This window comes from Pseudomonas sp. Irchel s3h14 (genome assembly GCF_900187425.1).
Taxonomy (GTDB): domain Bacteria; phylum Pseudomonadota; class Gammaproteobacteria; order Pseudomonadales; family Pseudomonadaceae; genus Aquipseudomonas.
Map to the genome: position 1 here is coordinate 62820 of NZ_FYDJ01000014.1, position 13326 is coordinate 76145.

At 60.9% G+C, this 13326-nt stretch carries 13 protein-coding genes; 11 read left to right on the forward strand and 2 right to left on the reverse strand.

Translation table 11 applies throughout. The features are described 5' to 3' along the window. The first annotated feature begins 24 nt into the window (after window positions 1-24). The 8 genes from CKW16_RS23025 (at window position 25) to CKW16_RS23060 (ending at window position 9859) form a co-directional block, all read left to right on the forward strand. The gene (locus CKW16_RS23025) at window positions 25-510 is read left to right on the forward strand and encodes a GyrI-like domain-containing protein (RefSeq protein WP_095130906.1); all 486 of its coding nucleotides are present in this window, start codon (window positions 25-27) and stop codon (window positions 508-510) included. A 263-nt stretch (window positions 511-773) separates the two neighbouring features. Further along, window positions 774-872 carry a K(+)-transporting ATPase subunit F gene (gene kdpF / locus CKW16_RS23030; RefSeq protein WP_095130908.1) on the forward strand — a complete coding sequence of 33 codons (99 nt, stop codon included), beginning with the start codon at window positions 774-776 and terminating at the stop codon, window positions 870-872. 167 nt (window positions 873-1039) lie between these two features. Further along, complete coding sequence (gene kdpA / locus CKW16_RS23035) at window positions 1040-2746, forward strand: potassium-transporting ATPase subunit KdpA (protein ID WP_095130910.1); 1707 nt, start codon at window positions 1040-1042, stop codon at window positions 2744-2746. A 10-nt stretch (window positions 2747-2756) separates the two neighbouring features. After that, window positions 2757-3437, forward strand: coding sequence for a K(+)-transporting ATPase subunit C (gene kdpC, locus CKW16_RS23040; protein WP_095130912.1), 681 nt, complete (start codon window positions 2757-2759; stop codon window positions 3435-3437). Between the two features lie 11 nt (window positions 3438-3448). Then, entirely contained in the window at window positions 3449-5518 is a 2070-nt protein-coding gene (gene kdpB / locus CKW16_RS23045; RefSeq protein WP_095130913.1) for a potassium-transporting ATPase subunit KdpB, read from the forward strand. Window positions 5519-5572: 54 nt separating this feature from the next. Continuing rightward, window positions 5573-8266: a sensor histidine kinase KdpD gene (locus CKW16_RS23050; protein ID WP_095130915.1), complete on the forward strand. Its 2694-nt coding sequence runs from the start codon at window positions 5573-5575 to the stop codon at window positions 8264-8266. Further along, window positions 8263-8955, forward strand: coding sequence for a response regulator (locus tag CKW16_RS23055; RefSeq protein WP_095130917.1), 693 nt, complete (start codon window positions 8263-8265; stop codon window positions 8953-8955). The genes CKW16_RS23050 and CKW16_RS23055 overlap by 4 nt, the downstream gene beginning before the upstream one ends. Before the next feature lie 406 nt (window positions 8956-9361). Further along, the gene (locus tag CKW16_RS23060) at window positions 9362-9859 is read left to right on the forward strand and encodes a GNAT family N-acetyltransferase (RefSeq protein WP_095130919.1); all 498 of its coding nucleotides are present in this window, start codon (window positions 9362-9364) and stop codon (window positions 9857-9859) included. 135 nt (window positions 9860-9994) lie between these two features. On the opposite strand, the gene CKW16_RS23065 is transcribed toward CKW16_RS23060, so the two are convergent. Beyond that, window positions 9995-10600, reverse strand: a complete 606-nt coding sequence (locus tag CKW16_RS23065) for a pyridoxamine 5'-phosphate oxidase family protein (RefSeq protein WP_095130921.1) — start codon at window positions 10598-10600, stop codon at window positions 9995-9997. 7 nt (window positions 10601-10607) lie between these two features. Further along, a complete protein-coding gene (locus CKW16_RS23070; protein WP_095130923.1) occupies window positions 10608-11093 on the reverse strand; it encodes an N-acetyltransferase in 486 nt (161 codons plus the stop codon). A 140-nt stretch (window positions 11094-11233) separates the two neighbouring features. Here CKW16_RS23070 and CKW16_RS23075 point away from each other — a divergent pair, with 140 nt between their 5' ends. The 3 genes from CKW16_RS23075 to CKW16_RS23085 all read left to right on the forward strand — a co-directional run bounded on the left by CKW16_RS23075 (window position 11234) and on the right by CKW16_RS23085 (window position 13325). Beyond that, window positions 11234-11659, forward strand: a complete 426-nt coding sequence (locus tag CKW16_RS23075) for an SgcJ/EcaC family oxidoreductase (RefSeq protein ID WP_008151160.1) — start codon at window positions 11234-11236, stop codon at window positions 11657-11659. 80 nt (window positions 11660-11739) lie between these two features. Further along, entirely contained in the window at window positions 11740-12090 is a 351-nt protein-coding gene (locus tag CKW16_RS23080) for a YciI family protein (protein WP_008151161.1), read from the forward strand. Beyond that, window positions 12090-13325 (forward strand): RNA polymerase sigma factor, encoded by a 1236-nt coding sequence (locus CKW16_RS23085; protein ID WP_095130925.1) that lies wholly within the window; start codon window positions 12090-12092, stop codon window positions 13323-13325. The genes CKW16_RS23080 and CKW16_RS23085 overlap by 1 nt, the downstream gene beginning before the upstream one ends. Window position 13326: the final 1 nt, after the last annotated feature.

The following is a 13326-nucleotide window of genomic DNA, read 5'->3' on the forward strand; positions in this document are numbered from 1 at the left end:
CTTTTTTGTTCCAGGAGTTGAGTCATGGATGAGCACGCACGCGTCGAAGTGGTTGAGCCGCGCTTCGAACACGGTCACTTCCTGCTGATTGCAGGGCTTGGTGGACGATTCAGTCAAGCAACCACCCAAGAGATTCCCGCGCTCTGGGATAAATTCATCCCCCATTTGGGCAAAATTCCGGGTCAGAAAGGTGAAGTGACCTACGGCGTCTGTTGCAATTTTGACGGCAAGGGCGGCTTCGATTACATCGCCGGGGTCGAGATCAGCAAACTCGACGATTTGCCGGAAACGTATCGCTGGGTGGAGGTCCAGCCTCAGCTGTACGCGGTGTTCGAGCACAAAGGGTCGTTGGATACCTTACCGCAGCTGTTTCAGTACATCTTCGGCACCTGGCAGCCGCAGTCCGGGTATGAGGTGTTGGATGCGCCGGAGCTGGAGCGCTACAGCGAAGACTTCAACCCGAAGCTCAATACCGGCAAGCTGGAAATCTGGGTGCCGATCAAATCTTAGTGAACCAAGCCTGGAACGGGCACTTCACAGTGCCCGTTCGTGACTGTCGTTGGCCCCTCGCATCACCTCCCGCATACCGCTCGTTTCGCTCGATCTATACGCCGTCTTAATACCGCTGCCCCCAATCAGTGTCCGTCCTTGATACCCCCTCACTTACCCTGCAAGGCGCAGATGAGAGCGCGAATTCAGTGCGTTTTTTGTACTGACGCTCTCAGCCGGTACCCGATTGCGGGTGTCCTTTCGTTTTGTCAGGGGGAGCTGTCTTGTTAACACTCGAGTTCATTTACATCGCCAGCGGCCTGTGTGCCGCCTTGTTGTTTGCCTACCTGGGTTACGCCCTTATCCGTGCAGAGAAGTTTTGATGGCCGCAGTCATTGCGGCACAGGCTTTTTTATCAGCCCGCCAGGGCGGTCTTGAGAAAGGAAATCGGCAATGTACGACCTGATTTTTATGGGGGTTAGCGTGGTTTTTTTTGCTGCGACAGCCATGGTCATCGTCGCCATGGGCAAGATTTGAACGGAGCATCGACATGTTGAGCACTATGCTGGAATTTGCGGTGATTCTCGGGTTGATGACCGGACTCGCCGTGTTGATGGGTAAGTGGCTGACGCTGGTATTTACCGGGCGTAAACATGCCTTGGCGGAGCGCGCTACTTATCGTCTGCTGGGGATCGATACGGCCGAAACGATGGGCTGGGCACGTTATGGCTCGGCCCTGCTGCTGTCTAATGCGGCGATGATGTTGCTGGGTTACATCGTGTTGCGCCTGCAAGTTTTCATGCCGCTCAACCCCTTGGGGCTGAACGCGCAAACCCCTGATCTGGCGTTCAACACCGCTGCGTCTTTTATCACCAACACCAACTGGCAGGCTTATTCAGGTGAAACCAGCCTGTCCAATTTCAGCCAGATGGCGGTCATCACCTTCCTGATGTTCGTCGGCGCAACGTCCGGCGTTGTGGCAGCGGCGGGTTTCATCCGCGGCCTCAGTCGGTCGAACTCCGCTGATATCGGCAACTACTGGGTGGACTTCACCCGAACGCTGTACCGGGTGATGCTGCCGCTGTGTTTTGGCATGGCGCTGGTTTATGTCTGGCAAGGCATGCCGCAAACCCTGAATTCCCAGGCACTGGCCACCACTCTGGAAGGTGCACAGCAGCAATTGATCGTCGGCGCGGTGGCGAGTTTCGAGTCGATCAAACACATCGGCACCAACGGCGGCGGCTTCTTCAGCATGAACGCCGCACACCCGTTCGAGAACCCGACTCCGCTGACCAACATGCTGCATATCCTCAGCATGCTGTTGATTCCGTCGGCGCTGACGTACACCTTCGGCAGCATGCTGATGCGTCGCCGTCAGGGGTGGGTGTTCTTTGGCACGTTCCTGGTGATGTTCGTCGGCTTTCTGAGCATCGTTTACACGGCTGAACAAAGTGGCAACCCGCTGCTGACCCGGGTGGGCGCAGACCAGGTGCTGTCGGCCACCCAGAGTGGCGGCAACATGGAAGGCAAGGAACTGCGCTTCGGGATTGCCGACACCAGCCTGTTCGTGACCACCACCACTGGCGCAACCACCGGTTCGGTGAACGCGATGCATGACTCGCTGACGCCCATGGGCGGCTTCGTACCGTTGGCGCAGATGATGCTCAATTGCGTGTTCGGTGGCGACGGAGTGGGGTTTATCAACCTGATCCAGTACGCGCTGCTGACGGTGTTTCTGGTGGGGATGATGATCGGCCGCAGTCCCGAATTCCTCGGCAAGAAGATCGAGGCACGGGAGATCAAGCTGGTCATGCTTTCGGTGCTGGCGCACCCCATCTGCATTCTCGGCTTCACCGCCCTGGCGACACTCTGGCCGGACACCCTGAACAGTCTCAACAACCAGGGGCCCCATGGCTTCAGCGAGGTGCTTTATGCCTACACCTCGGGCACTGCCAACAACGGTTCGGCGTTCGCCGGATTGAACGCCAATACGCCGTTCTTCAACACCACAATCGGTCTTGCCATGTTGCTCGGACGCTTCTTCACCATGTTGCCGATGCTCGCGGTCGCCGGTTCCTTGGCGATGAAAAAGAACATCCCGGCCGGTGCCGGCACCATCCCGACCGCCACACCGCTGTTCATGTTCCTGGTGGTGTTCGTGGTGCTGGTCGTGGGCGGCCTGACTTTCCTGCCGGCGCTCGCGCTCGGCCCGCTGGTCGAGCAACTGCAGTTGCTGTCTGGCCAGACCTACAAGTAAGGGGGCTGTGATGACTCAAGTACAAACACAAACCAAGACGCAATTTCTGTTTACCGGCCTGTTGCGCCCGGTGCTGATTTCGGCGGCGTTTTTCATGCTGCTGACCGGGCTGGCGTATCCGTTGTTCACCACACTGGTGGCCAACGTGCTGTTCCCGTTTCAGGCCCAGGGCAGTCTGGTTGAACGGGATGGGTTAGTGATCGGTTCGGCGGTGATCGGCCAGCACTTCACCCGTCCCGAGTATTTCCAGGGACGGGCGAGCATGACCCTCGGTGCAGATCCACTGGACCCGAGCAAAAGCGTGGCGCAGCCGTATAACGCAGGTTCCAGTGGCGCCAGCAACCTTGGCCCTACCAGCCAGAAGTTGATCGATGCTGTGGCCGTGCGGGTCGAAGCCTACCGCCGGCAGAACGGCCTGGCGGCAGACGCGCAGGTGCCGGTGGATGCGGTCACCTCGTCGGCTTCAGGCCTGGATCCGCACATTTCGGTGGCCAACGCACAGATTCAGGCGGCGCGCGTCGCACGTCTGCGCCACCTGCCGCAAGCCGATCTGTTGAAGCTGGTGAATACCCACACCGAACAACGCACCTTCGGCCTGCTCGGCGAACCCCGAGTCAATGTGCTGCAACTCAACCTCGCGCTGGATGCACTGACACCTGTGCATCAGCCACCCCTTGCGGCCAGTGAGTAAGAGAAACAACCATGAGTAAGCAAGCTCGTTTGCCTTTGTTCGACCGTGGGTTGTTGCTCACGGCGTGCCTGGATGCCTTCAAGAAGTTGCTGCCCCAGGCGCAGTGGAAGAACCCGGTGATGTTTGTGGTGTACCTGGGCAGCATTCTCACCACGCTGTTGTGGTTTCAATCACTGGGCGGCAAGGGTGAAGCCCCCAGTGGCTTCATTCTCAGCATCACGTTGTGGTTGTGGTTCACGGTGCTGTTCGCCAACTTCGCCGAAGCCCTGGCCGAGGGGCGCAGTCGGGCCCAGGCGGCCAGCTTGCGCGGGATGAAGCGCCAGACCCTGGCCAAGCTGTTGAAGCAACCCCGGCATGGCTCCGCCTGGATGCCGATGCCTTCCGGCGAACTGCTCAAGGACAATGTGGTGTTGATCGAGGCTGGCGATCTTGTGCCCCTCGATGGCGTGGTGATCGAAGGCGTGGCGTCGGTTGATGAAAGCGCGATTACCGGAGAATCGGCACCGGTGATTCGCGAGGCGGGCGGCGACTTTTCATCGGTAACCGGTGGGACAAAAGTGCTGTCGGACTGGCTGGTGGTGCGCATCAGTGTCAACCCGGGCGAGTCATTTCTGGATCGCATGATTTCCATGGTCGAATCCGCGAAACGCCAGAAGACTCCCAACGAGGTGGCGCTGAACATTCTGCTGGTGGGCCTGACATTTTTGTTTCTGCTGGTGATCGTGACCCTGGGTCCATCCTCGATGTTTGCGGTGGCCATGAGCGGAGGCGACGTGGTCAGCGCAACGGTACTGGTGGCGCTGCTGGTTTGCCTGATCCCCACGACCATTGGCGGTCTGTTGTCGGCGATCGGTGTGGCGGGCATGAGCCGGATGATGTCGGCCAACGTCATTGCCACCTCCGGGCGAGCCGTGGAAGCGGCGGGCGACGTTGACGTCCTGCTGCTGGACAAGACCGGCACCATCACGCTAGGTAACCGCCAGGCCAGCATTTTCCTGCCGGCGCCCGGGGTTAAGGAGTCGGAACTGGCCGACGCTGCGCAACTGGCCTCGCTAGCCGACGAAACGCCGGAGGGGCGCAGTATCGTGGTGCTTGCCAAGCAGAAGTTCGACCTGCGGGCGCGGGACCTCAATGCCCTGGGTGCGAGCTTCGTGCATTTCACCGCGCAAACCCGCATGAGCGGCGTCGATCTGGCCGGTGGCCGGAGCATCCGCAAAGGTGCGGCAGATGCCATTCGTCTGCACATCGAGGCGCTGGGCGGCAGCTTCCCGTCCGCGTTGCAGGCCAGGGTCGATGAAGTCTCGCGTCGTGGCAGCACACCGCTGGTCGTATGCGATGGCCAACAGGCCTTGGGCGTGGTGGAGCTCAAGGACGTGGTCAAGGGTGGCATCAAGGAGCGCTTTGCCGAACTGCGGCGCATGGGGATCAAGACAGTCATGATCACCGGCGACAACCGCCTGACGGCGGCAGCGATTGCCGTGGAAGCCGGGGTTGACGATTTTCTCGCCGAGGCTCGGCCGGAAGACAAGCTGCAACTGATCCGCGACTACCAGGCCCAGGGCAAGCTGGTGGCCATGACCGGAGACGGCACCAACGATGCGCCGGCACTGGCTCAGGCAGACGTGGCGGTGGCCATGAACAGTGGTACTCAGGCCGCCAAGGAAGCGGGCAACATGGTCGATCTGGACAGCAACCCGACCAAGCTGATCGAGGTGGTGGAAGTCGGCAAACAGATGCTCATGACGCGCGGCGCGTTGACCACCTTCAGCGTGGCCAACGATGTGGCCAAGTATTTTGCTATCGTACCGGCCGCATTCGTCGCGACCTACCCGCAACTGGGCGCACTGAACGTGATGCACCTGAGCAGCCCGAACTCGGCGATTCTCAGCGCAGTGATCTTCAATGCCCTGATCATCGTGTTTCTGATCCCGCTAGCGCTCAAGGGCGTGACTTACCGAGCCATCGGCGCGGCGGCGTTGCTCAATCGCAACCTGCTGATCTATGGCCTGGGTGGCGTGCTGGTGCCGTTCGCGGGGATCAAGGTGATCGACATGCTGTTGGCCGGGCTCGGCCTGGTTTGAAAGGACTGACTGCACGGCGCCGTGTATGGCGCCGTGCAGTTCAAAAGGATTGCCATGCCCGTTATTGATACGTTCACCGCTTCACGAGACGGCCGCCCTGATCCCGACGCGCTGTTGGAGAAGCTGCAACAGGACGAACAGGCCGCCCTGCGTGGGAAACTGCGCATCTATTTCGGTTCCAACGCCGGGGTGGGGAAAACCTGCGCGATGCTCACCGCGGCCCAACGCGAAGTGACCCTGGGCCGTGACCTGGTGGCTGGCGTGATAGAAACCCATGGCCGCCGGGAAACCGCCGAACTGCTCGCTGGCCTGGAGTTGCTGCCGCGTTATAACGTGATGCATCGCGAGTGTGCCCTCAGCGAGTTCGATCTGGATGCCGCGCTGGCACGGCGTCCGGCGGTGCTGCTGGTGGATGAACTGGCCCACAGCAATGTTCCCGGTTCGCGTCACCCCAAGCGCTGGCAGGATGTCGAGGAACTGCTGCGCGCCGGCATCGACGTCTGGACCACCCTCAATGTCCAGCACCTGGAAAGTCTCAACGATATCGTCAGCGGGATCATCGGCATCCGGGTGCGCGAGACCGTGCCCGACCATCTGTTCGACGGTGCCCATGAAGTGGTGGTGATCGACCTGCCACCCGATGACCTGCTGCGCCGTCTCAAGGAAGGCAAGGTCTACCTGCCGCCCCAGGCCGAGCGCGCGTCCCGGCATTTCTTTCGCAAGGGCAACTTGCTGGCCTTGCGCGAGCTGGCGTTGCGGCGTACCGCTGATCGCGTCGATGCACAGATGCGCGACTATCGCCGCGAGCGGTCCATCAACTCCCTTTGGCCCGCGCGCGAGCGTTTACTGGTTGGCGTGGCAGGGCACCCTTCGGATGAACGTCTGGTTCGTGAAGCGGCGCGTCTGGCACAAAAGCTTGAGGCGGACTGGATTGTCGTTCATGTGCCTTCGGTGCAGCGACGTGGCGCGGGTGCGCACCGCTATGCCGCCGCCATGAAGACCTTGGCACTGGCCGCCGAATTCGGTGCCGACACGGCCACGCTGTCGGGCATGGACGTGGCCGAGGCTTTGGTGGCGTTTGCTCGTGAGCACAACGCCAACCGGCTGGTGCTCGGGCATTTCCCGCGCAAGGTCTGGCAGTTTTGGCACCAGTCGGTCAGTGACCGCATCAGCCGTCGCCATCCCGAGATCGATCAGATTGTCATCGCCCATGGCCCACTGCCTATCGTGGTTGCGGTGGCGGTGAATACAGATACAGCGCTGCCGCCCAGCAGGGTTCCGGCTTATCTGTGGGCCAGCCTGGCCTGTTTTGCCGCCACGGCGGTGGCCGCGTTGCTGTTGCAGGTGTTTGACCTGGCCAACGTGGTCATGCTGTTTTTGCTCACGGTGGTGCTGGTCGCCTTGCGCTTTGGGCGAGGGCCGGGTGTCTGGGCGGCGATGCTGGCGGTGCTGTGTTTTGATTTCTTCTTCGTCCAGCCACGCTGGTCGTTTACGGTCAACGACACCCAGTACTTCTTTACCTTCGCCCTGATGCTGGGTATTGCGTTGATCACCGGGCAGCTCACGGCACGCTTGCGTCATGAAGCCCGCACCGCTGCCAGCCGTGAACGGCGCGCGACTTCGTTGGCCAGGTTGGCTCGCGACTTGTCGGCGGCGCTGACGGTGGAGCAGATCACGGAGGTGGCGCTACGCACCTTCAGCGGCGTATTTGAAGCGCGGGTCGGGCTGACACTGCCGGACGCCGCCGACAGTGTCCACGCTCGTGGCGCGGGTGCATTTGCGATCGATGAAAACATTGCTCAATGGGTTTACGACCATGGCCAACCCGCCGGCCAGGGCACCGATACGCTGGCCGCCGCTCAGGGCCGGTATTTGCCGTTGAAGGCGCCAATGCGCGTGCGTGGAGTGTTGGTGCTCGCGCTGGCTGAGCCCGAGCGGTTGAACGGGCCTGAAGAGCAGCGCTTGCTCGAGGCCTGCATGAGCCAACTGGCGATAGCGCTGGAACGGGTGCATTTCGTCGAAGTGGCGCAAAGCACCCTGGTGCAGATGGAGGGCGAGCGCATGCGCAATACCCTGCTGGCCGCGATCTCTCATGACCTGCGCACGCCGCTGACCACCATAATCGGCGCGGCAGACGCAGCAGCGCCCCATGCGCCGCCCGGACCGCTGACCCAGTTGCTGGGTGGTATTCGCGATCAGGCCAGCTCCATGCAGCGGTTGATCGAAAACCTGTTGGACATGGCCCGAATGCAGGAACGCGGTGTGCGCCTCAACCGGCAATGGCACTCACTGGAGGAAATTGTCGGCAGTGCTTTGCGTCAACTGCGCGAGCCATTGGCGCGGCATGTGGTGCGCACCGCCCTGTCGCCGCTGTTGCCGTTGGTGGAAGTCGATGCGCTGTTGATCGAGCGCGTGCTGGTCAACCTGCTGGACAACGCTGCCAAGTACACCCCGGCCGGAACGCTGGTGCAGGTTGTGGCTCGGCAAGAGGAGGACAGCATTGTGCTGGAGGTGATCGACGCCGGTCCCGGTTGTCCTCAGGGCAGCACGCCTCAGAGCTTGTTCGAACCGTTCACCCGGGGTCAGCAGGAGTCGGCCGTTGCCGGCATCGGCCTTGGGCTGGCGTTGGCAAAACGGATTGTCCAGGCCCATGGCGCAACGATCGAGGCTCAGCCTCAGGCCATCTCGGGCATCCGCTTTGTCATTACTCTACCGGCGGGTCATCCGCCTTCCATGGAATCGCTATGACCAGTGCACGCATCCTCATTGTCGAGGACGAGGCCAACATCCGCCGTTTCGTCGGTATCGCGCTGCAGGACGAAGGTTTTCAGGTGTTCGAGGCCGACAACGTCAAACGCGCCCTGATCCACGCCGCCAGCCGTCAACCGGATCTGGTGATTGTCGATCTGGGCTTGCCCGACGGTGACGGCAAACAATTGATCAGTGAGTTGCGGGGCTGGATGACGGTGCCGATTCTGGTGCTGTCGGCCCGTGATCGTGAAGAGGAAAAAGTGGCGGCACTGGATGCGGGGGCGGACGATTATCTGGTCAAGCCCTTCGGCGTGCCCGAGTTACTCGCGCGTATTCGCGCCCAGTTACGTCGGCATGTGCAGAGCGGGACCGCCGCGGTCACCAGCAAGGTAACATTTGGCATGATCGAAGTGGATCTGGCCACGCACGAGGTCCGGCGCGAGGGCCAATCGGTCCATCTGACACCCATCGAGTATCGCTTGCTTTGCGCGCTGATTCGCGGACAAGGCCGGGTCATGACCCATCGCCAGCTACTGTTGGAAGTGTGGGGCCTGGATTACGTCGATCGTGCTCACTATCTGCGGGTGCACATGGCGCACTTGCGGCAAAAACTGGAGGCCGATGCGGCCCAGCCGCAGCATTTCATCACCGAATTGCAGGTAGGTTATCGCCTGGTGGGGCTGTAAAGCACGGCGGGCGCTGGCTGCAGCGCCTGGCCGTGTGTCGCTCACTTGTCTTTCTTGATCCGGCGCTCGTGCAGGAAGTCGATGTACAGCGTGATGAAACCGAACGAAGAAATGCTGAACAACACGAGTAGGCCGATTTGAGTCGTGCTCATGATCAAAGTCCTGTGGGTGGGACGAGGAGCGCTCAACCTGCCGTGGCTGGGCGTCATTAATCGTCGAGGCACAGATAAATAATACGAACCCGGGGCCTTGGGTAGCGGTTATATGAAAGCTTTACGGCGCTGTCCTTGAACCCTATGCACTTCATACGAGAGGTGGTTATCGGGCGTTCGAGAGCAAGCAAGTATTGCTAGAATCGGCGAGCGTTATCCTGTCATCTCACTTGCCCCAAGGTCTGCGCTGCGCCATGAACTCGTCGAACCCTGTCATCCGAAACGTCCTGCCTGCTGATCTGGACCGCTGCTACGCCATCGAAACCGTTGCCTACGAAGGCGACGAAGCCGCCACCCGCGAAAAAATCGCCACGCGCATTGCCACCTGGCCCGAAGGTTTCATCGTGGCTGAAGCCGACGGCGTCGTAGCCGGTTTCATCAATTCCGGTGCGGCGTTTCAGGTCGAGATGTCGGACGAGGCGTTCAAGGAACTGATCGGCCACGACCCGGCCGGCCCGCACGTGGTGATCATGTCGGTGGTGGTGCACCCGGATTATCAGGGGCAGGGGCTGGCGAAACGGTTGATGGGCGAATTCATCGAGCGGATGCGCGCGTTGGGCAAGACCAGCATCCATCTGATGTGCAAGGAGCGACACATTCCGCTGTATGCCGGGCTTGGGTTTGCCTACATCAAGCCTTCAGCGTCTGACCATGGCGGGATGGCGTGGCATGAGATGGTGTTGGAGTTGTAACCACAATCTCTCGAACACCGCAGAACACCTGTGGGAGCGGGCTTGCTCGCGAATGCGGTGTGTCAGTCAACATCATTCGTGACTGACACACCGCATTCGCGAGCAAGCCCGCTCCCACATTGATTCGACGTTGTGTCAGTAGAGGCTGTTGCGCACTCTGGCCGGCGCTTCCCGGTCATACGTCTCGGCATCGAACTGCCCATCGTTCAACCGCTTGTGAAAGGCACCCGCCGTCGGCAGCGCCGAGCGTTCGAGGTGCTTCTCAGGGTTCCATAAATCCGAACGAACGATGGCCTTGGAGCAGTGGAAGTACGCCGCTTCCACCGTCACCAGCATCACCGTGCGCGCCGGTTTGCCATTCACCGCAAAGCTCTCCAGCAACCCAGGTTCGGCGCTGATCTTTGCCGTTCCGTTAACCCGCAACGTTTCGCCAATCCCGGGAATGATGAACAGCAGCGATACCCGCGAGTCGAGTACGACGTTACGCAGCGTGTCGATACGGTTGTTGCCCGGCCGATCGGGGATCGCCAGGGTGCGATCATCAATGATTCGCACGAAACCCGGCGTGTCGCCCCGTGGCGAACCGTCCATCCCGTCAGGCCCCACCGAGCTGACGATCACCAGCGGCGAGGCGCGGACCATCGCCTGATAGTCCTCGTTCAGAAAAGGGATCTGCTTGCGCACGGCGCGGTCGTGGGGCTGGCCGTAGAGGGCTTCCAGTTCTTCGATGCTGTTGAGCATAACCACCTCAGAAAATCAGCCCCATGCGCCGTTCGTAACCGATGCGGCCCCTGTAGGCTTCGCCGCTGTCGACCCAGCCGAACTTTGCGTAAAGCGCGATGGCCGATGCGTTATCCGCATCCACCGACAACTCCAGCCCCTTTATTTCCGGAAACGCCTGACGCGCTACGTCGGGCAGGGCTTGCAGGCAGGCCTTGCCATAGCCTTTGCCCTGAGCCCGATGATCGACTTGCAGTGCGTGAAGGGTGGCGCTGTGTTCATCGGCCCACGCCGGTAATACGGGCGGGCGTTTGAGCAGCAGAAAGGCCACGGGAACCTCCTCGACCAGTAGCGCAAATCCTTTGACGCCGGGGCCGGGTTTGGACAGCAAGGTGTGCAACGCACCGTGAATGTCGCCGGAGAACCTGATTTGTTCTTTGTGAACTTCAATGGCCTCGACCTGCTGGCGCTGGAGCGCGTTCAGGCTGTCGTATGGCACGAGTCGGGCTGTCACTGGAGTGTCCTTTTTCCAACAAAATGTGTTTCGGATTCTAACGAGTTTGCGTCCATGGATTATTTTTATTTGGACTGTCGATTTGGCTTTTCGCCAGACGACTAAGGGTGTCTTCACAACAAAAACCACGGAGAACCACCATGAACGCTACCCACGAAATCCAGACCCTGATCGATACCTATCGTCAGGCGGTCATCGCCAAGGATGTCGAGAAACTCATGCCCCTGTATGCCGAGGACATCGTCTCCTACGACGCGGTCAAGGCCCTGCAATTTCGAGGCAAGGCCGCCTACCGCGCGCATTGGCAGGAATGCATGGAAATGTGCCAGGGCGCGCACAAGTTTGATTTCGACCATATGAATATCGTGGCAGACGAGCACATCGCCTTCGCCCATTGGCTGGCCCATTGCGGCGGCACCAACGAGAAGGGCGAAACCCAGGCCTGCTGGATGCGCGTGACCGCCTGCTATCGGCGCGACGATGGGCAATGGCGCATCGTCCACGAACACTGGTCGGCACCGTTCGACATGATGAGCGGCACGGTGCTGTTCAACCTGGAACCCTGAGCGTCAGGCCGATTCGTCGGGAATGTCGCGAAAGCGCCAATCAGCAGCCATAGTTGATCCGTTCGATTCAGGAGAGCCCCATGAAGTATTTATGCCTGGTCTACAGCAACGAGCACGAGTTGCACTCGCTGCCCGAAAGCCCGAATGACGCTGAATGCATGGCCTACGCCGAGGCGATCCAGGGCAGCGGCCGAATGGTCGCCGCCGAGGCGCTGGAATCGGTGCAGACCGCGACGACCGTGCGCATGCGCAACGGGAAAATGTCGATCACCGACGGCCCGTTCGCCGAAACCAAGGAGCAATTGGCCGGCTTTTACCTGATCGATGCCAAAGACCTCAATGAAGCCATCCAGGTCGCCGGCAATATTCCGGCGGCGCGGGTCGGCTGTGTCGAGGTGCGTCCCGTTCGTCAGTTGAATCCCGGCGCCTGATGTCGACCGAGTCGGTACGGGCGCGGGTCGAGCAGGTTTACCGCGAAGAGTCACGGCGGATTCTGGCGACCCTGATCCGTTTGCTTGGCGATTTCGACCTCGCCGAAGAAGCCTTGCACGAGGCGTTTTTCGTCGCGGTCGAGCGCTGGCAGCGTGACGGCGTGCCGGACAATCCGCGTACCTGGCTCGTGTCCACGGGGCGCTTCAAGGCCATCGATGTGTTGCGTCGGCGCGCACGCTTCATCGCGTCGCAACCGATGTTGATCGCTCAACTGGAGGCGCTGGAGCAGGCCGACTGGAGTGACGAAGACGTGGAAGACGATCGCTTGCGCCTGATCTTCACCTGTTGTCACCCGGCACTCGCGGCGGACGCCCAAGTGCCGTTGACGCTGCGCGAAGTCTGCGACCTGACCACGGAAGAAATCGCCCGAGCCTTTCTGTCGGCGCCAGCGACCATCGCCCAGCGCATCGTGCGTGCCAAGGCGAAAATCCGTGACGCGAAAATTCCTTATCAGGTGCCGACCCTGGCGGAATTGCCCGAGCGCCTGGACAGCGTGCTGCGGGTGATTTACCTGGTGTTCAACGAAGGCTATTCCGCGTCCATGGGGGCGGAACTGACCCGTGAGGATTTGACCCGCGAGGCGATTCGACTCGGTCGTTTGTTGATGGAACTGCTGCCGGAACCCGAGGTGATGGGGCTGCTGGCGCTGATGCTGTTGCACGAGTCTCGACGCCCGGCCCGGACGTCGGCGAGCGGGGAGTTGATCGTGCTGGATGAGCAGGACCGTTCGTTGTGGGACACCGAGATGATCGAAGAAGGTTGCGCGTTGGTAGAGCGGGCGCTGACGACTCGGCAATTCGGTCCTTATTGCCTGCAAGCGGCGATAGCGGCGTCGCATGCCGAAGCGCCCTCGGCGGCGGAAACGGACTGGTTGGAGATTGTGGGTCTGTATGACGTGCTGTTGCGGGCGGCGCCTTCGCCGGTGATCGAGTTGAACCGTGCGGCGGCGATCTCCAAGCGGGATGGACCGCTGGCGGGGCTGACGTTGGTTGAAGGGATTATGGCGCGGGGTGATTTGCTGGATTACCACTTGGCGCACGCGGCGCGGGCGGAGTTTTGTCGGCAGTTGGGAAGGGTAGAGGAAGCGCGGGCGGCTTATGAGCGGGCGCTTGAGTTGACGCAGCAAGTGCCGGAGCGGCGGTTTATCGAGGCCCGGTTGCGGGCGTTGGAGTGAT

Coding starts and splice junctions, on each gene's coding strand:
- kdpA (WP_095130910.1), top strand. CDS start 1,040: ATGTTGAGCACTATGCTGGAATTTGCGGTGATTCTCGGGTTGATGACC.
- CKW16_RS23055 (WP_095130917.1), top strand. CDS start 8,263: ATGACCAGTGCACGCATCCTCATTGTCGAGGACGAGGCCAACATCCGC.
- CKW16_RS23060 (WP_095130919.1), top strand. CDS start 9,362: ATGAACTCGTCGAACCCTGTCATCCGAAACGTCCTGCCTGCTGATCTG.
- kdpC (WP_095130912.1), top strand. CDS start 2,757: ATGACTCAAGTACAAACACAAACCAAGACGCAATTTCTGTTTACCGGC.
- CKW16_RS23085 (WP_095130925.1), top strand. CDS start 12,090: ATGTCGACCGAGTCGGTACGGGCGCGGGTCGAGCAGGTTTACCGCGAA.
- CKW16_RS23075 (WP_008151160.1), top strand. CDS start 11,234: ATGAACGCTACCCACGAAATCCAGACCCTGATCGATACCTATCGTCAG.
- CKW16_RS23080 (WP_008151161.1), top strand. CDS start 11,740: ATGAAGTATTTATGCCTGGTCTACAGCAACGAGCACGAGTTGCACTCG.
- CKW16_RS23025 (WP_095130906.1), top strand. CDS start 25: ATGGATGAGCACGCACGCGTCGAAGTGGTTGAGCCGCGCTTCGAACAC.
- CKW16_RS23065 (WP_095130921.1), bottom strand. CDS start 10,600: ATGCTCAACAGCATCGAAGAACTGGAAGCCCTCTACGGCCAGCCCCAC.
- kdpB (WP_095130913.1), top strand. CDS start 3,449: ATGAGTAAGCAAGCTCGTTTGCCTTTGTTCGACCGTGGGTTGTTGCTC.
- CKW16_RS23050 (WP_095130915.1), top strand. CDS start 5,573: ATGCCCGTTATTGATACGTTCACCGCTTCACGAGACGGCCGCCCTGAT.